The 24177-nt window shown below is 66.9% G+C and carries 24 protein-coding genes; 21 read left to right on the top strand and 3 right to left on the bottom strand.

Annotated elements, in window-relative coordinates:
• The first annotated feature begins 1 nt into the window (after position 1).
• Entirely contained in the window at positions 2 to 688 is a 687-nt protein-coding gene (trmD, locus tag RCP37_RS13705) for a tRNA (guanosine(37)-N1)-methyltransferase TrmD (RefSeq protein WP_308483625.1), read from the top strand.
• Positions 689 to 698: 10 nt separating this feature from the next.
• Here trmD and RCP37_RS13700 read toward each other — a convergent pair whose 3' ends face one another.
• The gene (locus RCP37_RS13700; RefSeq protein WP_308483624.1) at positions 699 to 1595 is read right to left on the bottom strand and encodes a serine hydrolase; all 897 of its coding nucleotides are present in this window, start codon (positions 1593 to 1595) and stop codon (positions 699 to 701) included.
• Positions 1596 to 1992: 397 nt separating this feature from the next.
• On the opposite strand from RCP37_RS13700, the gene rplS reads away from it, so the two are divergent.
• The 4 genes from rplS to RCP37_RS13680 all read left to right on the top strand — a co-directional run bounded on the left by rplS (position 1993) and on the right by RCP37_RS13680 (position 4256).
• Positions 1993 to 2334, top strand: coding sequence for a 50S ribosomal protein L19 (rplS, locus tag RCP37_RS13695; RefSeq protein WP_308483623.1), 342 nt, complete (start codon positions 1993 to 1995; stop codon positions 2332 to 2334).
• 127 nt (positions 2335 to 2461) lie between these two features.
• Entirely contained in the window at positions 2462 to 3217 is a 756-nt protein-coding gene (gene lepB, locus RCP37_RS13690; RefSeq protein WP_308487086.1) for a signal peptidase I, read from the top strand.
• A gap of 2 nt (positions 3218 to 3219) precedes the next feature.
• Positions 3220 to 3954: a ribonuclease HII gene (locus RCP37_RS13685; protein WP_308483622.1), complete on the top strand. Its 735-nt coding sequence runs from the start codon at positions 3220 to 3222 to the stop codon at positions 3952 to 3954.
• Positions 3951 to 4256 carry a DUF2469 domain-containing protein gene (locus RCP37_RS13680; RefSeq protein ID WP_012393608.1) on the top strand — a complete coding sequence of 102 codons (306 nt, stop codon included), beginning with the start codon at positions 3951 to 3953 and terminating at the stop codon, positions 4254 to 4256. Before RCP37_RS13685 ends, RCP37_RS13680 begins: the two co-directional genes overlap by 4 nt.
• Before the next feature lie 12 nt (positions 4257 to 4268).
• Here the strand turns inward: RCP37_RS13680 and RCP37_RS13675 are convergent, their stop codons facing one another.
• Positions 4269 to 5276 carry an AraC family transcriptional regulator gene (locus RCP37_RS13675; protein WP_308487085.1) on the bottom strand — a complete coding sequence of 336 codons (1008 nt, stop codon included), beginning with the start codon at positions 5274 to 5276 and terminating at the stop codon, positions 4269 to 4271.
• A gap of 98 nt (positions 5277 to 5374) precedes the next feature.
• Here RCP37_RS13675 and RCP37_RS13670 point away from each other — a divergent pair, with 98 nt between their 5' ends.
• From RCP37_RS13670 to RCP37_RS13600, 15 genes are all read left to right on the top strand, one after another.
• Positions 5375 to 6319 carry an SDR family NAD(P)-dependent oxidoreductase gene (locus RCP37_RS13670; protein ID WP_308483621.1) on the top strand — a complete coding sequence of 315 codons (945 nt, stop codon included), beginning with the start codon at positions 5375 to 5377 and terminating at the stop codon, positions 6317 to 6319.
• On the top strand, positions 6316 to 7470 hold the full coding sequence (locus tag RCP37_RS13665) for an acyl-CoA dehydrogenase (RefSeq protein WP_308483620.1): 1155 nt from the start codon (positions 6316 to 6318) through the stop codon (positions 7468 to 7470). Before RCP37_RS13670 ends, RCP37_RS13665 begins: the two co-directional genes overlap by 4 nt.
• Before the next feature lie 27 nt (positions 7471 to 7497).
• Positions 7498 to 8718, top strand: a complete 1221-nt coding sequence (locus RCP37_RS13660) for an alpha/beta hydrolase (RefSeq protein ID WP_308483619.1) — start codon at positions 7498 to 7500, stop codon at positions 8716 to 8718.
• On the top strand, positions 8718 to 10130 hold the full coding sequence (locus tag RCP37_RS13655; protein WP_308483618.1) for a WS/DGAT/MGAT family O-acyltransferase: 1413 nt from the start codon (positions 8718 to 8720) through the stop codon (positions 10128 to 10130). Before RCP37_RS13660 ends, RCP37_RS13655 begins: the two co-directional genes overlap by 1 nt.
• Before the next feature lie 5 nt (positions 10131 to 10135).
• Positions 10136 to 11524, top strand: coding sequence for a WS/DGAT/MGAT family O-acyltransferase (locus tag RCP37_RS13650; RefSeq protein WP_308487084.1), 1389 nt, complete (start codon positions 10136 to 10138; stop codon positions 11522 to 11524).
• On the top strand, positions 11521 to 13032 hold the full coding sequence (locus tag RCP37_RS13645; protein ID WP_308483617.1) for an acyl-CoA synthetase: 1512 nt from the start codon (positions 11521 to 11523) through the stop codon (positions 13030 to 13032). Before RCP37_RS13650 ends, RCP37_RS13645 begins: the two co-directional genes overlap by 4 nt.
• Positions 13033 to 13088: 56 nt before the next feature.
• Positions 13089 to 13754 carry a GNAT family N-acetyltransferase gene (locus RCP37_RS13640; RefSeq protein WP_308483616.1) on the top strand — a complete coding sequence of 222 codons (666 nt, stop codon included), beginning with the start codon at positions 13089 to 13091 and terminating at the stop codon, positions 13752 to 13754.
• Between the two features lie 92 nt (positions 13755 to 13846).
• Complete coding sequence (ctaD, locus tag RCP37_RS13635) at positions 13847 to 15568, top strand: aa3-type cytochrome oxidase subunit I (protein WP_308483615.1); 1722 nt, start codon at positions 13847 to 13849, stop codon at positions 15566 to 15568.
• A 123-nt stretch (positions 15569 to 15691) separates the two neighbouring features.
• Positions 15692 to 16060, top strand: a complete 369-nt coding sequence (locus tag RCP37_RS13630; protein ID WP_308483614.1) for a YraN family protein — start codon at positions 15692 to 15694, stop codon at positions 16058 to 16060.
• A complete protein-coding gene (locus RCP37_RS13625; RefSeq protein ID WP_308483613.1) occupies positions 16061 to 17572 on the top strand; it encodes a YifB family Mg chelatase-like AAA ATPase in 1512 nt (503 codons plus the stop codon). It begins immediately after the preceding gene.
• A complete protein-coding gene (gene dprA, locus RCP37_RS13620) occupies positions 17569 to 18708 on the top strand; it encodes a DNA-processing protein DprA (protein WP_308483612.1) in 1140 nt (379 codons plus the stop codon). Before RCP37_RS13625 ends, dprA begins: the two co-directional genes overlap by 4 nt.
• Before the next feature lie 40 nt (positions 18709 to 18748).
• On the top strand, positions 18749 to 19642 hold the full coding sequence (locus RCP37_RS13615) for a siderophore-interacting protein (protein ID WP_308483611.1): 894 nt from the start codon (positions 18749 to 18751) through the stop codon (positions 19640 to 19642).
• Between the two features lie 4 nt (positions 19643 to 19646).
• The gene (locus tag RCP37_RS13610; protein WP_308483610.1) at positions 19647 to 20807 is read left to right on the top strand and encodes an alpha-hydroxy-acid oxidizing protein; all 1161 of its coding nucleotides are present in this window, start codon (positions 19647 to 19649) and stop codon (positions 20805 to 20807) included.
• A gap of 34 nt (positions 20808 to 20841) precedes the next feature.
• Entirely contained in the window at positions 20842 to 21741 is a 900-nt protein-coding gene (locus RCP37_RS13605; RefSeq protein ID WP_308483609.1) for a tyrosine recombinase XerC, read from the top strand.
• Positions 21742 to 21743: 2 nt separating this feature from the next.
• Positions 21744 to 22604, top strand: a complete 861-nt coding sequence (locus tag RCP37_RS13600) for an alpha/beta fold hydrolase (protein ID WP_308483608.1) — start codon at positions 21744 to 21746, stop codon at positions 22602 to 22604.
• Here RCP37_RS13600 and RCP37_RS13595 read toward each other — a convergent pair.
• Entirely contained in the window at positions 22558 to 23097 is a 540-nt protein-coding gene (locus tag RCP37_RS13595; protein WP_308483607.1) for a M23 family metallopeptidase, read from the bottom strand. The two genes, RCP37_RS13600 and RCP37_RS13595, sit on opposite strands and share 47 nt — an antisense overlap.
• Positions 23098 to 23331: 234 nt before the next feature.
• On the opposite strand from RCP37_RS13595, the gene rpsB reads away from it, so the two are divergent.
• Complete coding sequence (gene rpsB / locus RCP37_RS13590) at positions 23332 to 24174, top strand: 30S ribosomal protein S2 (RefSeq protein ID WP_308483606.1); 843 nt, start codon at positions 23332 to 23334, stop codon at positions 24172 to 24174.
• The last annotated feature ends 3 nt before the right edge of the window (positions 24175 to 24177 follow it).

The following is a 24177-nucleotide window of genomic DNA, read 5'->3' as shown; positions in this document are numbered from 1 at the left end:
CATGCGAATCGATGTCGTCACGATCTTCCCCGACTACCTGGCTCCGATCCGGCAATCACTGCCCGGCAAGGCGATCGAATCCGGGATGGTCGCGTTCGAGGTTCACGACCTACGGCGCTGGACCCACGATGTGCACCGCTCGGTGGACGACTCGCCCTACGGGGGCGGCCCGGGAATGGTGATGAAGGCGCCGGTCTGGGGTGAAGCGCTGGACGAAATCTGTTCGGAGCAGACCGTTCTCATCGTCCCGACCCCGGCGGGAACACTGTTCGACCAGGCCACCGCGCAGCGCTGGAGCCACGAAGAGCATCTGGTGTTCGCCTGTGGCCGTTACGAGGGCATCGATCAGCGGGTCGCCGACGACGCCGCTCGGCGGATGCGGGTCGAAGAGGTGTCGATCGGGGACTATGTGCTGGCCGGCGGGGAGCCCGCAGTCCTGGTGATGTTGGAAGCGGTGCTGCGGCTCATGCCCGGCGTGCTCGGCAACCCGGCGTCCCAGCGTGACGATTCGCATTCGCCGGATCGCGACGGGCTGCTGGAGGGGCCGAGCTACACCCGTCCGCCGAGCTGGCGCGGCCTGGATGTGCCTGACGTGCTGCTCTCCGGTGACCACGCCCGGATCAACGCCTGGCGGCACGAGGCCGCCCTGGAGCGGACCCGCCAACGCCGTCCGGATCTACTGGACTAGATCCGCCGGCCTAGATCCGGCCGCCGGGAAAGATGGTCTTCACCGCTTCGGTGATGGTGGTGCGCGCCGTGGCGTCATCGCTGGGCTGCAGCGACTCGATCACCACGATGTAGCGACGATCCGCCCCGACCACGCCGGTCGACAGGTGCATCCAGTTGTTGCCGATGCAGCACATCCAGCCCTGCTTCACCGCCACCGGCTCGTCGTACAAGCCTTCCGGGATCCCGAAGCGCTGCGGGTAGCCGTCGAGGCCGCTCGGCGTGGACTGCGCGAGGTTGTTGATGATGATGTTGGCCTGCGCCGGCGGCAGACCGCCGGAACCGTTGAGCAGCATGTCGTAGTAACGCGCCAGGTCCGGTGCGGTGCTGATGGTGTTCCACCAGGCGCCGTTCGACGGCGGTGAGGTGTTGGCCAGGCCATAGCGGCTCGCCACCCGGGTGATGATCGCGTTGCCGCCGTTCTGGTTCCAGAACGTCTCGGCCGCCCCGTCGTCGGACGCACGCAGCATGGAATCGAGAGCAGCCCGGTCGTCAGCCGACAGGCCGCCTTCGGGCTTGCGGAGCAGCAGGTCGTCTGCGATGAACAGCTTGACGACCGACGCGGTGGCGATCGGCCGGCTGTTGCCGTTGGTGATCAACTGGTGCGAGATCCGGTCCAGCACCGCCACCGAGATGTTGGCGCCGACCTTGGCTGCGTCGTCGGTGGCTTCCTGCATGCGCGCCGAGAGGCCATCGACCACCGCGGCCGGCTGAATCGCGGGCGCCCGGGGGGCTTCGATCGCCGTGGCCACCGGTGTCACCTCGGGCGCGTGGTACGGCGTCGGCCGTACGGCGTCGGCGCCATAGACCTTCTCGTCGCAGCCGAACACCACCGTGGAAATCACCATAACGATGGTCAACAGAAGCATCGATGGCCGCACGGCTGGTGGCCTCCTCAACGGGTATCAGTCGCGCAATTGCACCGACATGGGGTTCACGGGCTCGCCACAACTGCTGCCATCGGCCCGCCGGATAGGTTACCGCGTGGGCATGCGGATCGCGCAGTTCGGTCGCCTCCAGAATTATCACGGCGACGGGGCTCGGCGTGGAACGACCAGCGGCGATTTGCGCGATTTCACTGGTTGCGCTGCGTCTGGCACAATTGAGCAGTTGTCGCCTGCGGTTGATGGTGCAGCGGAGTCCTGGCGTCCCGGTCACCGCACAGCGCGACAACATGCCCGAACCCATCGGCTCGGTAACCGTCTGCATGCTCACAACGCGTGTCGGCCGGTCCGAAGCCGCGACCCGCGAGGAAGTGTTTCCCCAATGAACACGCTGGACATCGTCGACAAGGCGTCGCTGCGCGACGACATCCCGGCCTTCGGCCCCGGCGACACGGTCAACGTGCACGTGAAGGTGATCGAGGGCTCCAAGGAGCGCATCCAGGTGTTCAAGGGTGTGGTCATCCGTCGGCAAGGTGGCGGCGTGCGCGAGACGTTCACCGTCCGCAAGGAGAGCTACGGCGTCGGCGTGGAGCGGACCTTCCCGGTGCACTCGCCCAACGTCGACCACGTCGACGTTGTGGTCCGCGGTGACGTTCGGCGCGCCAAGCTGTACTACCTGCGTGAGCTTCGCGGCAAGAAGGCCAAGATCAAGGAAAAGCGCTGATCTTGCCCGCGCCGGGCTTTTTCCGATCGGTCACCGGTACCGCTGACGCGGTCATTACCCTGATCTCGTGACCGAAACCACGGGCTCATCACCCGAAAGTTCCCCCGAGGCGGCTGAGGCTGTCGAGGTGCCCGAGGACGGCAAGCACAGCACCCTGCGCGAGTCGGTCGTGCTGATCACGATCGCGCTGGTGCTGTACTACCTGATGCTGACGTTCGTGGCACGTCCGTACCTCATTCCGTCGGAGTCGATGGAGCCGACGCTGCACGGCTGCCACGGCTGCGTCGGCGACCGCATCATGGTGGACAAGGTCACCTACCGCTTCGGCGCACCGCAGCCCGGCGATGTCGTGGTCTTCCGTGGCCCCCCGTCGTGGAACGTCGGCTACAAGTCGATCCGGTCGACCAACACGCCGGTGCGCTGGGTACAAAACGCCCTGTCGTTCATCGGGTTCGTCCCGCCCGACGAGAACGACTTGGTCAAGCGCGTCATCGCGGTAGGCGGTCAGACGGTTCAGTGCCGCAACGACACCGGCCTGACCGTCGACGGCAAGCTGCTCCACGAGCCCTACCTGAACCCGGCCACCCTGATGGTCGACCCGCTGGTCTATCCCTGCCTGGGCAACGAGTTCGGTCCGGTGACCGTGCCCCAGGGGCGGCTGTGGGTGATGGGTGACAACCGCACCCATTCGTCGGACTCGCGGGCGCACTGCGACTCGGTGCAGGTCCAACCCGACCTGCAACGCCGGATCCTGTGCACCGGAGAAGATTTGGACGCCGGCACCGTCCCGGTGGCCAACGTGATCGGCAAGACCAGGTTCATCGCCTGGCCGCCGTCGCGCTGGGGGCCGGTGAAAGCGATAAACCCGCAGCAGGGCCCGTAGCGATGGCTCCGGCCTGGCCGCCGCGCACGGTGATTCGTCGTTCACCGGGGCTGCGCACGTTGGAGTCGGCGCTGTACCGCAGTGGGCTCGGCCCGGTCGCCGGTGTCGACGAGGTCGGCCGCGGTGCCTGTGCCGGACCGCTGGTGGTGGCCGCCTGTGTGCTCGGGCCGGGGAAACCCGCGGCCCTGGCTGCGCTCGACGACTCCAAGAAGCTCACCGAGAAGGTCCGTGAGCAGCTGTTCCCGCTGATCTGCCGATACGCGCTGGCCTACCACGTGGTGTTCATCGAGCCTGCCGACGTTGACGCGCGCGGCGTGCACGTGGCCAACATCGAGGGCATGCGGCGTGCGGTGGCGGGTCTGCCGCTGCGGCCGGGCTATGTGCTGTCCGACGGGTTCCGGGTCCCGGGGCTGCCGATGCCCTCGCTTCCGGTGATCGGCGGCGACGGGGCGGCGGCGTGTATTGCCGCGGCGAGCGTGCTGGCCAAGGTCAGTCGGGACCGCTACATGGCGACCCTGGACGCCGACCACCCCGGCTATGGCTTCGCGGTACACAAGGGCTACTCCACCGCGGCGCACACCGCGGCACTGACTGCATTAGGACCGTGCAGCCAGCATCGCTTCTCGTTCATCAACGTGCGCAACGTGGCGATGGCCTTGGCCGGGACTGGGGCGGCCGCCCCGGTTGCGGGGACAATGGGGTCGACGAACCGAGCAGAAGGACGGCTGAGCAGATGAGTGCCGAAGATCTCGAGAAGTACGAAACCGAGATGGAACTCTCGCTGTACCGCGAATACAAGGACATCGTGGGGCAGTTCAGTTACGTGGTGGAGACCGAACGGCGCTTCTACCTGGCCAACAGCGTGGAGATGGTGCCCCGCAACGCCGATGGCGAGGTGTATTTCGAGCTTCGGCTGGCCGACGCCTGGGTGTGGGACATGTACCGGCCGGCCCGGTTCGTCAAGCAGGTGCGGGTGGTGACCTTCAAAGACGTCAACATCGAAGAGGTCGAGAAGCCCGAGCTGCGCCTCCCGGAGTAGCGCCACAGGCGCCTAGTCGCACCCACTGACCTGACACTCGCGCGGCGTCTTTGAAAACCACCGGCGACACGACCGGTTCAGCGCGCTTTGTTCGGTGTAGCCGAGCAGCACAACGATCTGCCGTACCGGTAACCCGGGTTCGGCGAAGTACCGTATTGCCTGCGTGCGGCGCTGTTCGTCGATGATGTCGCGGCCGCTGACCCCTTCGGCCGCCAGTCGTCTTTGCAGGGTCCGGGGATGTAGGGCCAGCTCGGCGGCGATGACGTCGATGCTGCATTGCCCGGTGGGCAACAGTCGGCGGGCCAGCTCCGCCACGCGTGCCGCCAGCGGCGAGGTTTTCGGCAGGTAGGTCGACTCCAGGTACTGGGTGGCGATGCGGCTGGTGTGGGGGTCGGCGTTCTCGATCCGCCGTTCGGCCAGATCGGTGGGCAACTCGAACCCGCACCAGCTCTGATCGAAATTCACTCGGCAACCCAGTGCCTCGCGGTAGGCGCTGTCAGGGGCTTGTTGGCGATGGATGAACGAGACGCACTCCGGTCGTGCGCCGGGACCGCCGAGGAGTTGCAGGATGCGGACCGCGATACCCATGCTGAGTTCGTAGGCCTGCCGTGGGTAGGGGATTCCTCGCTCGGTCACCTCGTAGCTGAACGCGATGCCCCGCGGTGTTCGGCGTTCGGTCAGCTCCAGGGCGGGGGAGTGGATGTACAGAAACCGCGAGATCGCGGCCAGACCACTCAGCACGGTCTGGGCGTTGCGCGCGATCACCGCGATCGGTCCGAGGATATGCAGCCCTTGCAGGTAAGCGAGGCGAAGCCCGAACTCCGGGCAGCGAAGCTCGTCGGCGGTGGTCTCCAGCAACCGAGCGAAGGCGTCGACCGGAACGAACGCGTCCTCCAGCTGTTCCACCTCTGCCGGGATATGGAAGCGGGTCAGGAACGCCGCTGGGTCGCCGCCGAGTTCGCGGACCAGCTCGGTGTAACCCGACGCGGCCGGCGCGCGGATGAAACTGCCCGACGACATCTCGCTCACCACCCTCCACCACCCAGTTGTCGGAAAATGATAAAAAAACGTCGGAAAATGTCAAGACCTATCCCGCTGGCGGTCGACAAAATCGGGGCATGAATTCGCAACGCTTACCCCGTTGGGCGCTGGGACTGGGCTCTTCGGGGATCGTCATCGCCCTGGCCGGACTGCGCGGCCGCCGCCCGGTTGACCCCGACACCCGATTCGCAGGCAAAGTCGTGGTCATCACCGGAGCGGGCTCCGGGATCGGTAAAGCGTTGGCGCTCAACCTCGCCGCCCACGGCGCCAAGCTCGCGTTGTCCGACATCGACACCGACGGACTCGCCGACACCGCGCACAAGGCGCAGGCGCTGGGAGCGCAGGTGAAGGCCGACCAGCTCAATGTGGCCGAACGCGCGAAGGTGCTGGCGTACGCGGACGACGTAGTCGACCACTTCGGCTGCGTTCACCAGGTCTACAACAACGCCGGAATCGCCTACAACGGCGACGTCGAAAAGGCGTCGTTCAAGGACATTGAGCGCGTCATGGACGTCGACTTCTGGGGCGTGGTCAACGGCACCAAAGCTTTTCTGCCGCACCTCATCGCATCCGGCGACGGTCACATTGTCAATGTCTCCAGCCTGTTCGGGCTGATCGCGGTGCCAGGTCAAAGTGCCTACAACGCCGCCAAATTCGCTGTTCGCGGCTTCACCGAAGCGCTGCGTCAAGAGATGCTGATCAACGGTCATCCGGTCAAGGTGACGTGTGTACACCCGGGCGGCATCAAGACCGGGGTGGCCCGCAACGCGACCGTCTGCGACGGCGAAGACGCCCAGACCCTGGCCGAGTTCTATGACCGCTACCTGCTGCTGCATTCCCCGGAGATGGCCGCACAGACCATCCTCGACGGCGTCCGCGCCGGCCGTGCCCGGGTGTTGATCGGCTGGGAGGCACACGCCCTCGACGCACTCGTTCGCGTCATCGGGCCGGGCTATCAGCGGCTCACCGCCGCCGCGGCGGGGCGCTTCTTTCCGTGGGCGAAGGCGGGGAGCGCCCGATGAATCCCTCGTTTGATCTGTTCAAGTTGCCCGAGGAGCACGATGAGTTGCGGGCGGCGATTCGGGCGTTGGCGGAGAAGGAGATTGCTCCGTACGCCAAGGATGTCGATGAGAAGGCCCGGTTCCCCGAAGAGGCTCTGGCGGCGCTGAATGCGTCGGGTTTCAACGCCGTGCACGTCCCGGAGGAGTACGGCGGGCAGGGTGCTGATTCGGTGGCGGCGTGCATTGTGATCGAAGAGGTCGCCCGGGTGTGTGCGTCGTCGTCGTTGATTCCGGCGGTGAACAAGTTGGGCACGATGGGTTTGATCTTGTCGGGTTCTGACGAGCTGAAGGCGCAGGTGTTGCCCGGTTTGGCGGCCGGTGAGGTGATGGCCTCCTACGCACTGTCCGAACGCGAGGCCGGCAGTGATGCCGCGGCGATGCGCACTCGGGCCAAGGCCGATGGTGATGACTGGATCCTCAATGGCTCTAAGTGCTGGATCACCAATGGTGGTAAGTCCAGTTGGTACACGGTGATGGCGGTCACTGACCCCGACTTGGACGCCAATGGGATTTCGGCGTTCATGGTCCACATCGACGATGAGGGCTTCACCATCGGGCCCAAGGAGCACAAGCTGGGCATCAAGGGCTCGCCGACCACCGAGTTGTACTTCGAGAACTGCCGCATCCCCGGTGATCGGATCATCGGTGAGCCCGGGACGGGGTTTAAGACCGCGTTGCGGACGTTGGATCACACGCGGCCCACGATCGGTGCGCAGGCTGTCGGCATCGCGCAGGGCGCGTTGGATGCGGCGATCGAATACACCAAGGACCGCAAGCAGTTCGGCAAGAACATCAGCACCTTCCAGGGTGTGCAGTTCATGTTGGCCGATATGGCGATGAAGCTGGAGGCGGCGCGGCTGATGGTCTACTCCGCGGCGGCGCGGGCCGAGCGCGGTGAGACCGGTTTGGGTTTCATCTCCGCGGCCAGCAAGTGCTTTGCGTCGGATGTGGCCATGGAGGTCACTACTGATGCGGTGCAGTTGTTCGGTGGGGCGGGTTACACCACGGACTTCCCGGTGGAGCGGATGATGCGTGACGCCAAGATCACCCAGATCTATGAGGGCACCAACCAGATCCAGCGCGTCGTCATGAGCCGACACCTACTGCGCTGACGCCGCGGCGGACACAGGAGGCACACAGTGGAAGCAAACGCGGACGTCGAACCGCGGACCGGTCCGGTCGACTACCTCATGGCACTGAGCGAGTCGCTGGCCACCGTGCCCGTCGTCGGCAAGCGCCTCACCCCACTCGGGACGATGGTTGCAGCGGGCCTGTGGGCCGGGGGACGTGCTCCCGGTATCGCCTCCGCGGCGGTCAAAGGAATGTTCGTGCCGCGCCGAGGTACGCGTGCCGAACAGCCCAGCAAGACCACGGCGCAGGTATGCGCGGATGCCCTGCGCGACATCGTTCCGGCAACGCGGCTCGACATCGACTGGCCCGCACCCGGCCGGCTGCCACCGGTATTGAGCCATCACCGGAACCGGCGGCGGTACCTCTACCGGGAATCGGTGAGCTACGGAAACTCTCCCGAACAAGTGCTCGACATCTGGCGCCGCCCCGGGCCGCTGGCCACATCGGCGCCCACGCTGATCTTCGTACCGGGAGGCGGGTGGGTGCACGGCCGCCGCACGCTGCAGGGCGACGCGCTGCTGAGCCACCTCGCCGAGCGGGGCTGGGTATGCCTGTCGATCGACTACCGCGTCTCGCCGCGTCATCGCTGGCCGCGCCACCTCAACGATGTCAAGAACGCCGTTTCCTGGGCGCGGGCCAACGCCGACACCTTCGGCGGCGACAGCGATTTCGTCGCCATTGCCGGCGCCTCGGCCGGCGGCCACCTGGCCGCCCTGGCCGGCCTGACCGCCGGCGATCGCAGCCTGGAAGCGGATCTGCCGGCCGACGCCGATACGTCGGTGAATGCGGTGGTGGGCATCTATGGGCGCTACGACTGGGAAGACCGGTCGACTGCGGAGCGACGCCGGTTCATAGACTTCATCGAGCGGGTCGTAGTACGCAAGCGCCACGACAGGAACCGCGAGCTATTCCGGGCGGCCTCGCCGATCGCGCGGACCGGGCCGCACGCACCGCCATTCCTGGTGGTACACGGCACCGCCGACACCATCATCCCGGTCGCTCAGGCGGCCGCCTTCGCGGACAGCCTCCGCGCGACGTCGCAGGCGGCAGTCGCGTATCTGGAGCTGCCCGGCGCCCACCACGGGTTCGACGTGACCGACGGTGCCCGAACCCCAGCGGCCGTCACAGCGATCGGGATCTTCCTCAGTGAGGCTCATCGGTCCTATCGATTGGGCCGCAAGCAATCCGGAAAAGGCGAGCACAGCGACCAAACGGCGCGGAGGCGATAATGGAGAGGCTCAACGGGGTCGACGCATTCATGCTCGGCATGGAGACACCCAAGGCGTATATGCATACGTTCAAGGTGGCGATCCTCGACCCGTCCACCGACCCCGACGGCTGGTCCTTCGACAAGTTCTGCGCCGAGGCGGCGCGCCGGTTGCATCTGATGCCGATCCTGCGGTGGAAGTACCTCGACTCGCCGTTGGGCCTCAATCATCCGTACTGGGTTGAGGATCCGGACTTCCAGCTCAAGTACCACATTCGCCGGGTTGCCTGCCCGCCGCCGGCCGACCACAAGAGCCTGTGCGAGTTCATGGCCGACATCTACGCCTATCAACTCGACCGCAGCAGACCGCTGTGGATGATGTGGGTCGTCGAGGGACTTGCCGACGGCAAGGTCGCCTGTGTGATGCTGGTGCACCACGCCTACGTCGACGGGGTCGGCGCGTCCTGGCTGATGCAGCGGTTCTACCAGCCGCAGCCGGGCGCCAAGTCCGACGAGCCGCCGCCCTACAACCCACCGCCACTGCCGTCGTGGCTGCGCCGTCTCGGTTGGGCGGTACGCGATTTTCCCGAAGTCGCCATCGCCAACCTGCCGAAGGTGGCCGCCGGGCTATGGCAGCGGTTCATGTTGGAACGCAAGCGAAAATCTGCCGGCGCACCGCCACCGCCGGCAGCCGGAATGATGCGGCAGACACCGCTGAACGTCAACCTCAGCGCCGGGCGGACCTTCGTCTGCGACAGCCTCCCATTGGACAGCTTCGTCACCGTCAGCAAGGCGCTGGACGTCACCATCAACGACGTCTTCAGCAGCTGCGTGGCCGGCGCGGTTCGACGTCTCCTCATCGGCGCGGACTACGACCCCGATGAGCATCCCCTGATCGGCGCCACCCCATTCGCGGGTGAGCGGCCCACCGGGATGGAGGGCCGGGGCAACTTCGCCACCCAGGACTTCTGCTGGATCCGCAGTGACATCGCCGATCCGCTGCAGCGGCTTGCGGCCAGCCGCGAGTCCAACCTCGAGATGAAAGAACACATCAAGGCGGTCAAGGAGGCCGGGGCCGACATCAGCGCGTTGTTGCAAGTCGTCCCACCCTGGGGCATCACACTCATCCGCAAGGCGATCCACCGCCGGGGAGGCAGCTTCGGCCTATTCGGCAACCTGGTGCTCTCCAACGTCCCCGGGCCCAAAGGCGCGCTCTACCTGGACAACTGGAAGCTCGACAATTGGTTCTCCACCGGTCAACTCGCCGACGGCACCGGACTCAACGTCACGATGTGGAGTTACTGCGGGCGGGCCAACATCTGCATGCTGGCGGACCGGGAAGTCCTCGACGACGGCTGGGAACTCTTCGGCCACTTCGTCGATGAACTGAACGCTCTGCTTGCCGCTACTGAAACGAATGAGATCGCCCAATGAGTCAAATGATTAGCCCTACCGACCTGACCTTTCTGTTGTTGGAGAACCCAAACCGGCCACTACACATGGCTGCCATGACGATCTTCAAGAAGCCGCAGGGGCAGGAATCGACCTTCGGGCCCCGGCTGTTCGACGCCTATCGACGCAGCCAGGCGGTCAAGCCCTTCACGCACAAACTCACCTGGGCCGGCACCGGTATTGCGGCGTGGCAGGACGTCGAGCCAGACCTGGCCAACCACGTCCGCCAGATCGACCTGCCGGCGCCCGGCTCCATGGCGCAGTTCTATGAGCTGGTTTCCACGCTCAACAGCGGGCTGCTCGACCGCAGCCGGCCACTCTGGGAGTGCTACATCATCGACGGCCTCGAAAACGACTGTCTCGCTGTCATGATCAAGGTGCACCACGCCCTCATCGACGGTGAAGGCGGGCTGCGGGTGATGCGCAACTTCATGAGCGCCTCGCCCGATGACGAGCGACTGGCGGCCCCGTGGATGGCGCCCCAGGGCGGTGCCGAGGTGCGTCGTCGGCGTCCCAGGGCTTCCCAGACCCAGCGGCTGCAGGGGCAGCTGCGGGGACTGACCAAGCTGCCCGCAGACATGCTCGGCATCGGAGCCGACATCGTCGAGTTCGGCGTGCAGGCGCTGCACCTGAAGCCGCGCATGGCGTCGGTGCCGTTCACGGCGCAACGAACGTTGTTCAACAACACCGCGAAATCGGCTGCGCGCGCCTACGCCGACGCCGGGCTGCCGCTCGCCGACGTCAAGAAGGTGGCCACGGCTACCAACACCTCCGTCAACGACGTCGTCATGACCGTCATCGACGACGCCCTGCACACCTACCTCGGCGAGCGCGGGGCGCCCGCCGACCGGCCGCTGGTGGCCTTCATGCCCATGTCGCTGCGTGAGGGGCCTCATGAGTCCGGCGGGGCGGGCGGCAATCAGGTAAGCGCCGAACTGATCTCGATGGGCGCTCCCGGGGTGGATATCGGTGAGCGGTTGCGCCAGATCAACGGCGCCACCAAGAAGGCCAAGGACAAGGGCCGCCGGATGCAGACGACCTCGCGTCAGGTCTACGCGCTGCTGTTGGCCGGCAGCATGGCCGTGTCAGACTCCCTGCCCGGTTTGGGAAACGCGCCCAGCGCCAACGTGGTGATCTCGAACATGAAGGGCCCCACCGAACAGCTCTACCTGGCCGGTGCACCACTGGTCGCCTTTCTGGGCCTGCCGATTCTGCCGCCCGGCGCCGGACTCAACGTCACCTTCGCCAGCGTCAACGACACCGTCCGCATCGCCATCGGCGCCGCCCCGGAGGCCGTGGACGAACCCCTGAGACTGGCCCGGTTGATGGACCAGTCATTCCAGAGACTGCAGGCCACGACACGGAGGAAACCATGAAGAACATCGGCGCCATGCTCGCACAACGTGCCGTCGTCAGCCCCGGGCTAGAGGCCTACGTCGAGCCGTCGTCAGCGGTGCGGCTGAACTACACGCAGCTCAATGAGTTAGCCAATCGCTGTGCCGCCGTGCTCATCTCGCTCGGTCTCGGCAAGGGCGACCGGGTGGCGCTGCTGATGCCCAATAGCGTCGAGTTCTGCGGCCTGTTCTACGGCGCGGCCAAGATCGGGGTCGTCGTCGTGCCCCTCAATACCCGCCTCGCCGCACCGGAACTGGAGTTCATCGCGTCCAACAGCGGCAGCAAAGCACTGATCTACGGTGCCGAATTCACGGCGGTAGCCGACGCGGTGCGGGCGGGCGGCAGCCATCCCTGCACTGTCACCGACTGGGTGCCGGCGGCAGGCGGTGCCGGCTCGCTGGAAGAACGCCTCGCAGCCGTGGATGCCAAGGAGCCCGATGTCGAGTGCGGCGACCAGGACAACCTGTTCATCATGTACACCTCCGGAACCACGGGCAGCCCGAAAGGCGTTGTTCACACGCATGATTCCGTGCACTCGGCGGCAACGTCGTGGTCGCTCACCGTCGATGTGCGTGCCGGAGACCGGGTGCTGCTGCCACTGCCGATGTTCCACGTGGCTGCGCTCACCACGGTCATCTTCTGCGCCATGCGCGGCATCACCTTGATCTCGATGCCGCAGTTCGACCCGGCGACGGTGTGGACGCTGATCGTGCAAGAACGGGTGACCATCGGGGGAGCGGTGCCGGCGATCCTGAACTTCATGCGCCAAGTGCCCGGGTTCGACGAACTCGATGCGCCCGACTTCCGCTTCTTCATCACCGGCGGCGCTCCCATGCCCGAGCCGCTGATCAAGCTGTACGCCGCCAAGAACATGCAGGTCGTACAGGGCTATGCGCTCACCGAATCGTGCGGCGGCGGAACCCTGCTACTCGGCGACGACGCCTTGCGCAAGGTGGGATCCGCCGGGCGGGCCTGCATGTTCGCCGACGTCCGGGTACGCCGCGACGACGGAGTGATCAGCCAACGCGGCGAAGGCGAAGTCGTGATCAAGGCCGATTTCTTGCTCAAGGAGTACTGGAACCTCCCGGACGCCACCCGCGGCGCTTTCGACGACGGCTGGTTTCGCACCGGTGACATCGGCGAGATCGACGACGAGGGCTACCTGTACATCAAGGATCGCCTCAAGGACATGATCATCTCCGGCGGCGAGAACATCTACCCGGCGGAGATCGAGAACGTTGTGATCGGAATCCCCGGCGTCAACGAGGTGGCCGTCATCGGTCTGCCCGACGAGAAGTGGGGAGAGATCGCGTGCGCCATCGTCGTCGGCGATCACGCCGAACTCAGCGAACAACACATCATCGCCGAGTGCGGAGCCAGGCTCGCGCGCTACAAGGTGCCCAAGAAGGTGATCTTCGCCGACGCCATTCCGCGTAACCCGACCGGCAAGGTTCTCAAGCGGGTCCTGCGCGAGCAATTCGCAGGCTGACGCCTCGCAAATGAACACCCCCGCGTCGGCGTGCAGTTCGGTCTAGGCTGACACCTATGACCGCTGTCGACCGTGCCGTCTCCCGCCGTGAAATAACAGATGCCCTGCTCAAGGCCATGGAACGCCGCCACGAGGTGCTGGATGTGATCGTCGATTCGGACGACCGCGCGTCGGCCGTGCAGGCGATCGCGGATCTGCTGGGTGTCTCGCCGCTGGGCTGCGAAGCGGTGATCGGAATGTCGCTGGATCAGCTCACCAAAGAGTCGCGGGACAAGATCGCCGACGAGCTCAACGACTTGAACAACGAGCTGACGTTCACCCTCGGTGACCGGCCGGCCAGTTCCGGCGAGACGTTGGCGCTCCGGATCTTCTCCGGGGAGCAGGACCGGGACATTTTGGCGGATCGGACCGCGGACGTCGGCGCGAGCGCCGACGGGACCGGTCGACCGGCCGGCGACATCGGCGACGAGATCAGCTCGGCCCTGGCCCGCGTCGACGACGAGGACGCGGCGCTGTTCGTCGCCATCGACGCCGGGCAGAAGGTCGGGATGGTCTTCGGCGACCTCAACCACGGTGAGGTCAACGTGCGGATCTGGATTCATCCGGAACACCGCAAGAAGGGCTACGGCACCGCCGCGTTGCGTCGTGCCCGCACCGAGATGGCGGCTTACTTCCCCGGAGTGCCGTTGATCGTTCGCGCACCGGGTGCGCACGCCGGCTAAACGACGGATCGTCGCCCCGGGTTTTCGGCTCGCCCCCTACGGGTATCCCGGCCACACAGCTGATCGCTGTTGTGCGTGGTGACGGGAGAGCAATGGTCCTCGGCGAGGCGCGCACGGCCCCCGCAGAGGTCGTTGCATCTAGACCATTCCCGCCGCGCGGCAAGTCCCGCGGCGAGACGGTCGTCAAGCTGCTGACCATTACCGACCACAAGGTGATCGGCCAGATGTACGTCGTGACCGCCTTCGGCTTCTTCCTGACCGCGGGACTGATGGCGTTGCTGATGCGCGCCGAACTGGCTGCACCGGGCCTGCAGTTTCTGTCCAATGAGCAGTACAACCAGCTGTTCACCATCCACGGCACGATCATGCTGCTGTTGTATGCCACGCCGATCGCATTCGGTTTCGCCAATCTGGTGTTGCCGCTGCAGATCGGTGCGCCCGATGTCGCGTTTCCGCGCCTGAACGCCCTGTCGTACTGGCTGTTCCTGTTCGGCGGGATCCTGGTCCTGTCGGGATTCATCACCCCCGGCGGCGCGGCGGAATTCGGCTGGACCGGCTACGCGCCACTCAGTGACGGCGTCCATTCACCGGGCCCCGGCGCGGACCTGTGGATTGTGGGTCTCATCGTGTCGGGGCTCGGAACCATCTTGGCCGCAGTCAATATGGTCACCACGGTCGTCTGCCTGCGCGCACCCGGAATGACGATGTTTCGGATGTCGAATTTCACCTGGAACATCGTGGCAACCAGCGTTTTGATCTTCCTGGCATTTCCCGTCCTGACTGCGGCGTTGTTCGGTTTGGCCGCCGAGCGCCACTTGGGCGCCCATGTCTATGACTCGGCCAATGGCGGGCCGATCCTGTGGCAGCACCTGTTCTGGTTCTTCGGGCACCCCGAGGTCTACATCGTGGCGCTACCGTTCTGGGGCATCATCGGCGAAGTACTTCCCATATTCAGTCGCAAGCCACTGTTCGGGTACACCACGTTGATCTACGCCTCGTGGGCCATCGTCTTCCTGTCCGCCTCGGTCTGGGCGCACCACATGTTCGCGACCGGGGCCGTGCTGCTGCCCTTCTTCTCGTTGATGTCGTTTCTGATCGCGGTGCCGACCGGCATCAAGTACGTCAATTGGATCGGCACGATGTGGCGAGGACAGCTGACCTTCGAGACGCCGATGCTGTTCTCGATCGGGTTTATGGTGACGTTCTTGCTTGGTGGCCTGACCGGTGTGATGTTGGCCAGCCCCTCACTGGATTTCCACGTCCACGACACCTACTTCGTCGTTGCCCACTTCCACTACGTGTTGTTCGGCACCATCGTGTTCGCCACTTTCGCGGGTATCTATCTGTGGTTTCCGAAGATGACCGGCCGACTGCTCGACGAGCGGTTGGGCAAGCTCCACTTCTGGCTGACGCTGATCGGCTTTCACACCACCTTTTTGGTGCAGCATTGGCTCGGGGCGGCCGGGATGCCGCGGCGCTATGCCGACTACCTGGCCACCGACGGCTTCCAACCGTTGAACATTGTGGCGACGGTCGGCGCATTCGTCTTGGGCGTCTCCATGCTCCCGTTCATCTGGAACGTCTTCCGCAGCTACCGCTACGGCGAGCCGGTCACCGTTGACGATCCGTGGGGCCACGGCAACTCCTTGGAATGGGCCACCAGCTGCCCGCCGCCGCGGCACAACTTCACCGAACTGCCCCGGATCCGCTCGAACCGCCCCGCCTTCGAATTGCACTATCCCCACATGACGGAACGGTTGCACGCCGAAGCCCACGTGGGGCAGCGGCAACGGGTCCGCGGTCGCAGCGAGTGAGCCGGAATCTCGGCATCTGCAGCTGTGGATGAAAAGCCAGGCTGGGGATAACTGCCTGCCTGGCAGCTGATTTCGGATCGTCTCGGCTCGACGGTGTCGGGGCATTGACCGACCCTGACCGGCATGACAACCATGTCTCGCACCGAGCTGGGTGCGCTCGGAGAACAACTGGCCGTCGACCATCTGATCGAACAGGGCTGGGCCATTCTGGCCCGCAATTGGCGCTGCCGGTACGGCGAACTGGATGTGATTGCCGCGGACCCGGTGGCGCGCACCGTGGTGTTCGTCGAGGTGAAGACCCGCAGCGGTGAGGGTTTCGGCGGGCTGGCGTACGCGGTGGGGCCGGAGAAGGTGCGCAGGTTGCGCCGGCTGGCCGGTGCCTGGCTGGTGGGCCAGCAGGCGCACTGGGACCAAGTACGTCTCGACGTGATCGGGGTGCGGATCGGGCGGAACCGAGTCCCAGAGATCACGCACCTACAGGGGGTGAGCTGAATGTCTCTGGGGAGGGCGTTCTCGGTGGCGGTACGAGGCCTCGACGGCTTGATCGTGGAGATCGAGGCTGACATCACTTCGGGGCTTCCCGGGGTGCACCTGGTGGGGCTGCCCGATGCCGCACTTCAGGAGTCGCGGGATCGCGTCCGCGCGGCGATCACCAACAGTGGGCAGCGTTGGCCCGCAGCCCGGCTGACCCTGGCACTTTCGCCGGCGACGCTGCCGAAGATGGGTTCCGTCTACGACATCGCGCTGGCCGCCGCCGTGCTCTCCGCTGACCGCAAAGCGCCGTGGTCCCGGTTGGAGAAGACGGTGCTGCTGGGGGAACTCGCACTCGACGGGCGCGTGCGGCCGGTCCACGGGGTGCTGCCCGCGGTGTTGGCCGCCAAGAACGACGGCTGGGCTGCCGCGGTGGTTCCCGTGGACAACCTCGCCGAAGCCAGCCTGGTGGACGGCATCGACGTGTACGGCGTGGCGACGCTGGGGCAGTTGCACGGCTGGCTGGAGGGGGCCGCACGGCTGCAGGACCGGATCACCACCGCGGCCCCGGTGACCGAGCCGGTCGCGGACCTGGCCGAGGTGGTCGGCCAGGCTCAGGCTCGATTCGCCGTCGAGGTGGCCGCCGCCGGGTCCCATCATCTGATGCTGACCGGTCCGCCCGGAATCGGTAAAACCATGCTGGCCCAACGCCTTCCCGGACTGCTCCCGGCGCTCACCGAAAGTGAGTCGCTGGAGGTCACCGCCATTCATTCGGTCGCGGGTCTGCTCTCGGGCAGTGCGCCGCTGATCACCCGGCCGCCCTTCATCGCGCCGCATCACAGCTCGAGCGTCGCGGCGCTGGTCGGCGGCGGCTCCGGGATGGCCAGGCCCGGCGCGGTGAGCCGCGCTCACCGAGGTGTGCTGTTCCTCGACGAGTGCGCCGAGATTCGGGTCAGTGCGCTAGAGGCGCTGCGTACACCGCTGGAAGACGGGGAGATCCGGCTGGCCCGCCGCGACGGGGTGGCCTGCTACCCGGCCCGCTTCCAGCTGGTCATGGCGGCCAACCCGTGCCCATGCGCCCCGGCCGATCCCAGGGACTGCACCTGTAAGTCGATGGAGAAGCGGCGCTACCTGGGCCGGCTGTCCGGTCCGCTGCTGGACCGGGTGGACCTGCGAGTGGAGATGCATCCGGTGCGCGCAGGTGCGTTCTCGGCGGCGGATGGGGAGTCGACCGCCGCGGTGCGCAGCCGGGTCGCGCAGGCGCGCGCCGCCGCAGCACACCGGTGGGCACCGCACGGCTTCCACACCAATGCCGAGGTGAGCGGGGCGTTGCTGCGCCGCAAGTTTCGGCTCACTGCCGAGGCGATGGCCCCGCTGCGCACTGCGCTGGACCGCGGTCTGCTATCGATCCGGGGCGCCAACCGCACCCTGCGGGTCGCGTGGACCCTTTGCGATCTGGCCGGGCGGACGTCTCCGGGACTGGACGAGGTCTCCGCGGCCCTGAGCTTCCGCCAAGCGGGTGCGGCCCGATGACCACCACAGACGCCACCACGAAGCGGGCGTGGGCCTACCTGTCCCGGGTTGCCGAGCCGCCGCGCCCGGAGCTGGCCGTACTGGTCGACCGCGTCGGTCCGGTGGAAGCAGCGGAACGGATTCGGTGCGGTGCAGTCGGCCCGGAGCTGGCCCGCCACACCGAGGCCCGACGCGAGATCGACGTCGCTGCCGACGATCTGGAGAACCTCGACCGCCGCGGAGGCCGCCTGGTCACCCCCGACGACCACGAGTGGCCGGTGCTGGCCTTCGCCGGCTTCGGGGGCGCCGACGCCGCCTGCAAACCGGATTGCCGGCCACCGCTCGCGCTCTGGGCGGTGGGGCCGGCACGCCTCGACGAGATCGCCGAGCGGGCCACCGCGATCGTGGGGACCCGGGCAGCAACCGCCTACGGCGAGCTGGTGGCCGCGGATCTGGCCGCCGGATTGGCCGAACGCGACGTGGCGGTGGTCTCCGGCGGCGCCTACGGAATCGACGGCGCGGCGCACCGTGCGGCGCTGGCCGCAGACGGAACCACCGTGGCGGTCCTGGCCGGGGGTATCGACATCGCCTACCCGGCAGGCCATTCCGCGCTGCTGCATCGCATCGGCGCCAGCGGCCTGCTGGTCACCGAGTATCCGCCCGGGGTACGTCCGGCCCGCTATCGGTTCCTGACCCGCAACCGGCTGGTCGCGGCGCTCGCAGGTGCGACGGTGGTGGTGGAGGCGGGACTGCGCAGTGGCGCGGCCAACACCGCTGCGTGGGCCCGGCTGCTGGGCCGGCCGGTGGCGGCGGTCCCCGGCCCCGTCACGAGCGCGGCCTCGGCCGGCTGCCACGTACTGCTGCGCGGCGGTGCCGAGTTGGTGACCCGGGTCGACGAAGTGATCGAGCTGGTGGGGCGGGTTGGGGAACTTGCCGACGATCCGCCGCGGCCGGCCACACCGCTGGACGGGCTCAGCGCCGCCGAACGTCAGGTCTACGAAGCACTGCCCGGGCGCGGCGTGGTCACCGTCGATCAGATCGCGGTGGCCTCCGGGTTGGCGCCGGCACAGGTGTTCGGGCCACTGGCGATGCTGGAGGTCGCTGGCCTCGCGGCGCGGCGCGACGGATGCTGGGCGATCGCTCGCCCGAATCGGTAGCTCGTATAGTCGGCTGGGCAGGGCGAAGAGGGGAGACAGCGTGGCGGGACGACCGGTTCACACCTTCGAAGTTGTCCGTACCGAGCAGGCTTCGGAACACATGATCCGAGTGGTGTTGGGCGGCAAAGGTTTCGACACATTCAAGCCCAGCGATTTCACCGATTCGTACGTCAAGGTGATCTTTGTGCGCTATGACGTCGATGTCGCGGCGCTACCGCAGCCGTTGACTCTGGACAGCTTCGACGGGCTTCCCGACGAGCAGCGTCCAGTGGTCCGCACCCTGACGGTGCGCCGCGCCGATCCGCTCGCCCGGGAGATCGCCATCGACGTCTCGGTACACGGCGACCACGGCGTTGTCGGCCCGTGGGCGGCCAGCGCTGCGCCCGGGGATCCGGTCTACTTGATGGGGCCCGCCGGTGCCTACGCGCCGGACCCCGACGCCGACTGGCACCTGCTGGCCGGCGATGAGAGCGCGTTGCCGGCGATCGCTGCCGCGCTCGAGGCATTGCCGGACGACGCAGTGGGCAGGGCATTCATCGAAGTCGCCGGCCCCGAAGACGAGATCGTGCTGGAGACGCCGGACGGAATCGAGCTCAGCTGGCTGCACCGCGGGGGACGTGCGGACCTGGTGGGGCAGGAGCGGGCCGGGGACAACGCGCCGCTGATCGAAGCGGTCACCACCTTTGCGTGGCTGCCAGGCCAGGTTCAGGTCTTCATCCATGGTGAGGCCCAGGCCGTCATGCACAATCTGCGGCCCTATGTCCGCAAGGAGCGCGGCGTCGACGCCAAGTGGGCGTCGATCTCGGGCTACTGGCGGCGTGGGCGCACCGAAGAGACTTTCCGGCAGTGGAAGAAGGAACTCGCCGCCTTAGAGGGCGCAGCAGGTGCAGAGGCGACGGAAAACGCAGCGGCGGCTGAAGAGAAGACAGGCTAAAGCCATGGCATTCGGGGACTACCAGTTCGAGATCTACCTGCAGGGCCTGGCCGGGGTGGTACCCGCGTTGCCGATGACCTATAGCGAGCTGGAAACCAAAGCCGCAGCGGCGCTTTCCCCCTCGGTGTGGTCGTATGTGGCCGGCGGTGCCGGCGACGAACGCACCCAGCGGGCCAACGTCACCGCCTTCGACGGGTGGGGGCTCATACCGCGGATGTTCGTCGGCGCCGCCGAGCGTGACTTGTCGATCGAGATGTTCGGATTGCGGCTGCCCTCGCCGGTCTTCATGGCGCCGATCGGTGTCATCGGCATCTGCGCCCAGGACGGTCACGGCGACTTGGCCAGCGCACGTGCTGCGGCGGCCACCGGCGTTCCGATGATGGTGTCCACCCTCACCGCGGACCCGCTCGAGGACGTCGCCGCCGAATTCGGTGACACGCCAGGGTTTTTCCAGCTGTACACGCCCAAAAACCGGGAGCTGGCGGCCAGCCTGGTGCGTCGCGCGGAGGCGGCCGGGTACAAGGCGATCGTCGTCACCCTCGACACCTGGGTTCCGGGCTGGCGTCCCCGCGACCTATCCACGTCGAACTTCCCGCAGCTGCGCGGGCACTGCCTGTCCAACTACTGGTCCGACCCGGTGTTTCGGGCGGGCCTGTCCCAGCCGCCCGAGGAGAATCCGCAAGCCGCCATCCTGTCCTGGATCCAGACCTTCGGCAATCCGCTGACCTGGGATGATCTGCCGTGGCTGCGGTCATTGACCGACCTGCCGTTGATCGTCAAGGGCATCTGTCACCCCGACGACGTACGGCGCGCTCGAGACGGCGGGGTTGACGGCATCTACTGCTCCACGCACGGCGGTCGCCAGGCCAACGGCGGACTGCCGGCCCTGGACTGCCTGCCTGACGTGGTGGCGGCCGCCGACGGGATGCCGGTGCTCTTCGACTCCGGCATCCGCACCGGGGCCGACATCATCAAGGCCCTTGCTCTGGGGGCCACGGCGGTCGGTATCGGCCGACCGTACGCCTACGGCCTGGCTTTGGGGGGAACCGCCGGGATCGTGCACGTGCTGCGCTCGCTGCTGGCCGAAGCCGATCTGATCATGGCTGTCGACGGCTATCCGTCACGGCTTGATCTCACCCCGGAAACGCTGCGGCGCGTCACCTGAGCGCCCCCGGGCGCCGTCTGAGACCGTGGTCGACGTGGAAGCGATTCTCGACGAGTTCGACGAGTACCTCGCTTTGGAACGGGGCCGTTCCGAGCACACCCGGCGCGCCTACCTCGGTGATCTGCGATCGCTGTTCGGATTCCTCGCCGAGCAGGGACACACCGGCATCGAAGGACTGAGCCTTCCGGTGCTGCGCAGCTGGTTGGCCGCGCAGGCCGGCGCCGGTGCTGCGCGCAGCACCCTGGCGCGCCGCACATCGACGGTCAAGACCTTTACCGCGTGGGCGGTGCGGCGTGGGCTGCTGTCGTCGGATCCCGGTGCGCGCCTGCAGCTGCCGAAGTCGCGCCGCACGCTGCCGGCGGTACTTCGTCGAGACCAGGCGCATGACGCGATGATTGCTGCCAAATCCGGGGCACAGCAGAACGATCCCCTGGCGTTGCGGGACAGACTGATCGCCGAGTTGCTCTACGCCACCGCGGTGCGCGTCAGCGAACTGTGCGGCCTGGACATCGACGACGTCGACAGTTCACGACGGGTGCTGCGGGTGGTGGGCAAGGGCAACAAGCAACGCACGGTGCCGTTCGGGGAACCCGCCGCCGACGCGCTGCAGGCATGGCTCACCCGGGGGCGCCCGTCGCTGGCGACGCTGGAGTCCGGCCCGGCGCTGCTGCTCGGCGCCCGCGGCGGGCGCCTGGACCCGCGTCAGGCCCGCACCGTGGTGCACCAGACCGTCGCCGCGGTCGGGGGAGCACCGGATATGGGGCCGCACGGGCTGCGCCACACCGCGGCCACGCATCTGTTGGAGGGTGGGGCAGACCTGCGGATCGTGCAGGAACTGCTCGGTCACTCCAGCCTGGCCACCACGCAGCTCTACACCCATGTCACCGTCGCCCGGCTGCGTGCCGTGCACGATCAGGCCCACCCGCGGGCGTGACGGTGCGGTCACATCTCGAACTGCCGTCCGGACCGATCTCCTACCTCGACTTTCGTCCCGACAACAACGCAGTTGGCACCGTGGTGCTGCTGCATGGTGGCGGCACGGACAGCGCCGCGTTGTCCTGGGGAGAGGTCGGACCGCGCTTGGCTGCCGGCGGCTTCCGTGTCATCGCTCCCGATCACCCCGGCTGCGGCAAGAGCCCGATGCCCACCTGGCGGGTGACCCAGCAGCGGCTGGTCGCCTACGTGGGGGAGTTCATCGACGCGCTCGGACTGGATTACTACGCCATCGGCGGGTTGTCGCTGGGCGGGGCGCTGTCGATCGGGCATGTGTTGGACCGGCCAGAACGGGTTACTGCGGCACTGCTGTTGGACAGTTACGGGCTGATGCCGCGGCTGGCCGGCGGCCGCCAGCTGCTGGCGTGGGCGATGCAGCGCACCGGAGCGCTGGATCTCGCCACTCGGTGGATGTCCACGAACCGCGCCGCACTGACGTGGAGCCTCAAATCGCTGATCCGTGATCCAGCCCAACGCAACCCCGAGCTGATCGCGGAGATCATCTCCGCCGCACGGCACCCCGGGTTTGCCGCCTTCGAGCAATGGCAGCACGACGAGATGTTGTGGAACCGGCTGAAAACCGACTACACGGCTCAGCTGGCGTCGTTCCCGCGTCCGGCGCTGATCATCCACGGCGACCGGGACGCCGGCGTGCCCATTGCACGTGCACGCGCGGCGGCCGCGCTGATTCCGCACGCCGAGTTGAAAGTCATTGCCGGTGCCGGGCACTGGGTCCAACGGGATCAGCCTGACGTCGTCATCGCCGCCATGCTGGATTTTTTGCGTCGACTGCCTTCGCGGTAGCCCCCGTCCCGCCCGTCACCGGCTTGAGTCGGATCGGCGTCGAGGCCAGCAATCCCAACGGATCGAGGTAGTCGGCCCGCGACGCCGGCCCCCACATCGCGCCCCAGTGCAGGCAAGTCGCGCAGCCCGGATGGCCGGGCTCCAAGGTGCCGATCACCGACCCCGCGGCCACCAGCTGACCGATCCGGACAGCCGCGAACACCGGCTGGTAGCTGGTGCGCAACCCGCCGGGATGGGCCAGCGACACCACCGGCTGCCCACCGGAACGTCCGGCGAACACCACCGTGCCGCCGCCGGCGGCATACACCGGCTGGCCCGGTTCCCCGGCCAGGTCCACGCCCCGGTGGCCACGCTGCCAATCCGGGCGCGGGGCATCGAATCGCCGCACCACCGCCGGGCGTGGCCGCAGCGGCCAATCCAGCCGAACCGTGTCGCCGTGCGCCGGTGCGGCCAGCAAAAGGCCTCCGACCAGCAACAATGCCACGCATCGCATGTGCCCAGTTCACCTCGGTAGCCCCGAATCGAGCCAGTCACCGCTGTGGACAAAGCACCTGCTCGGACCGTGTAAACTCATTTGCGCAGTTCGCTATGCGGGCTGACTTCGCGTGCCTGCGCCACAACGCAGATGCCGGGTGGTCCCCAGCAGGGGTCCGACATCTCAGCAGGCACCAGGGCCCGGCCTCACCCGACGCCGGGCGACAACCGACAAAAAAGGAACCATGGACTCATGGCTGTCGTAACCATGAAACAGCTGCTGGACAGCGGCGCCCACTTCGGGCATCAGACCCGTCGTTGGAATCCCAAGATGAAGCGGTTCATCTTCACCGACCGCAACGGCATCTACATCATCGACTTGCAGCAGACGCTGACGTTCATCGACCAGGCGTACGAGTTCGTCAAGGAGACCGTCGCGCACGGCGGCACCATCATGTTCGTCGGCACCAAGAAGCAGGCTCAGGAATCGGTCGCGGCCGAGGCCACCCGGGTCGGGATGCCGTACGTCAACCAGCGCTGGCTGGGCGGCATGCTCACCAACTTCTCCACCGTGCACAAGCGCCTGCAGCGCCTCAAGGAACTCGAGGCCATGGAGCAGACCGGTGGCTTCGAAGGTCGCACCAAGAAGGAAATCTTGATGCTGACCCGCGAGAAGAACAAGCTGGAGCGCAGCCTCGGCGGTATCCGCGACATGAACAAGGTGCCGTCGGCCGTCTGGGTCGTCGACACCAACAAGGAGCACCTCGCGGTCGCGGAGGCCATCAAGCTGGGCATCCCGGTCATCGCGATCCTGGACACCAACTGCGACCCCGACCAGGTGAACTACCCGATCCCGGGTAATGACGACGCCATCCGCTCGGCGGCTCTGCTGACCAAGGTCATCGCCTCCGCGGTGGCCGAGGGGCTGCAGGCTCGGGCAGGTCAGGGCAACGGCGAGGGCAAGGCTGCGGCCGAAACGGTTGAGCCGCTGGCCGAGTGGGAGCAGGAGCTGCTGGCGGGTGCCACCACCGCGGCGCCCGACGCCGACGCCGACGCCGCTGCTGCCGGCGCCGAAACCACCAACGACGCATCGTAGGAA

Source organism: Mycolicibacter sp. MU0102 (assembly GCF_963378105.1).
Lineage (GTDB): Bacteria > Actinomycetota > Actinomycetes > Mycobacteriales > Mycobacteriaceae > Mycobacterium > Mycobacterium holstebronense.
The sequence above is the reverse complement of the archived record's forward strand: the minus strand, read 5'-3'. Positions and strand labels throughout refer to the sequence as shown.

Excerpts from the sequence above, each read along its gene's own strand:
- RCP37_RS13655 (WP_308483618.1), top strand. The coding sequence starts at position 8,718 with ATGGAGAGGCTCAACGGGGTCGACGCATTCATGCTCGGCATGGAGACA.
- RCP37_RS13685 (WP_308483622.1), top strand. The coding sequence starts at position 3,220 with ATGGCTCCGGCCTGGCCGCCGCGCACGGTGATTCGTCGTTCACCGGGG.
- RCP37_RS13645 (WP_308483617.1), top strand. The coding sequence starts at position 11,521 with ATGAAGAACATCGGCGCCATGCTCGCACAACGTGCCGTCGTCAGCCCC.
- trmD (WP_308483625.1), top strand. The coding sequence starts at position 2 with ATGCGAATCGATGTCGTCACGATCTTCCCCGACTACCTGGCTCCGATC.
- RCP37_RS13640 (WP_308483616.1), top strand. The coding sequence starts at position 13,089 with ATGACCGCTGTCGACCGTGCCGTCTCCCGCCGTGAAATAACAGATGCC.
- RCP37_RS13670 (WP_308483621.1), top strand. The coding sequence starts at position 5,375 with ATGAATTCGCAACGCTTACCCCGTTGGGCGCTGGGACTGGGCTCTTCG.
- RCP37_RS13700 (WP_308483624.1), bottom strand. The coding sequence starts at position 1,595 with ATGCTTCTGTTGACCATCGTTATGGTGATTTCCACGGTGGTGTTCGGC.
- RCP37_RS13665 (WP_308483620.1), top strand. The coding sequence starts at position 6,316 with ATGAATCCCTCGTTTGATCTGTTCAAGTTGCCCGAGGAGCACGATGAG.
- RCP37_RS13630 (WP_308483614.1), top strand. The coding sequence starts at position 15,692 with ATGACAACCATGTCTCGCACCGAGCTGGGTGCGCTCGGAGAACAACTG.
- ctaD (WP_308483615.1), top strand. The coding sequence starts at position 13,847 with ATGGTCCTCGGCGAGGCGCGCACGGCCCCCGCAGAGGTCGTTGCATCT.
- rpsB (WP_308483606.1), top strand. The coding sequence starts at position 23,332 with ATGGCTGTCGTAACCATGAAACAGCTGCTGGACAGCGGCGCCCACTTC.
- RCP37_RS13650 (WP_308487084.1), top strand. The coding sequence starts at position 10,136 with ATGATTAGCCCTACCGACCTGACCTTTCTGTTGTTGGAGAACCCAAAC.
- dprA (WP_308483612.1), top strand. The coding sequence starts at position 17,569 with ATGACCACCACAGACGCCACCACGAAGCGGGCGTGGGCCTACCTGTCC.
- RCP37_RS13675 (WP_308487085.1), bottom strand. The coding sequence starts at position 5,276 with ATGTCGTCGGGCAGTTTCATCCGCGCGCCGGCCGCGTCGGGTTACACC.
- RCP37_RS13680 (WP_012393608.1), top strand. The coding sequence starts at position 3,951 with ATGAGTGCCGAAGATCTCGAGAAGTACGAAACCGAGATGGAACTCTCG.
- RCP37_RS13610 (WP_308483610.1), top strand. The coding sequence starts at position 19,647 with ATGGCATTCGGGGACTACCAGTTCGAGATCTACCTGCAGGGCCTGGCC.
- rplS (WP_308483623.1), top strand. The coding sequence starts at position 1,993 with ATGAACACGCTGGACATCGTCGACAAGGCGTCGCTGCGCGACGACATC.
- RCP37_RS13595 (WP_308483607.1), bottom strand. The coding sequence starts at position 23,097 with ATGCGATGCGTGGCATTGTTGCTGGTCGGAGGCCTTTTGCTGGCCGCA.
- RCP37_RS13625 (WP_308483613.1), top strand. The coding sequence starts at position 16,061 with ATGTCTCTGGGGAGGGCGTTCTCGGTGGCGGTACGAGGCCTCGACGGC.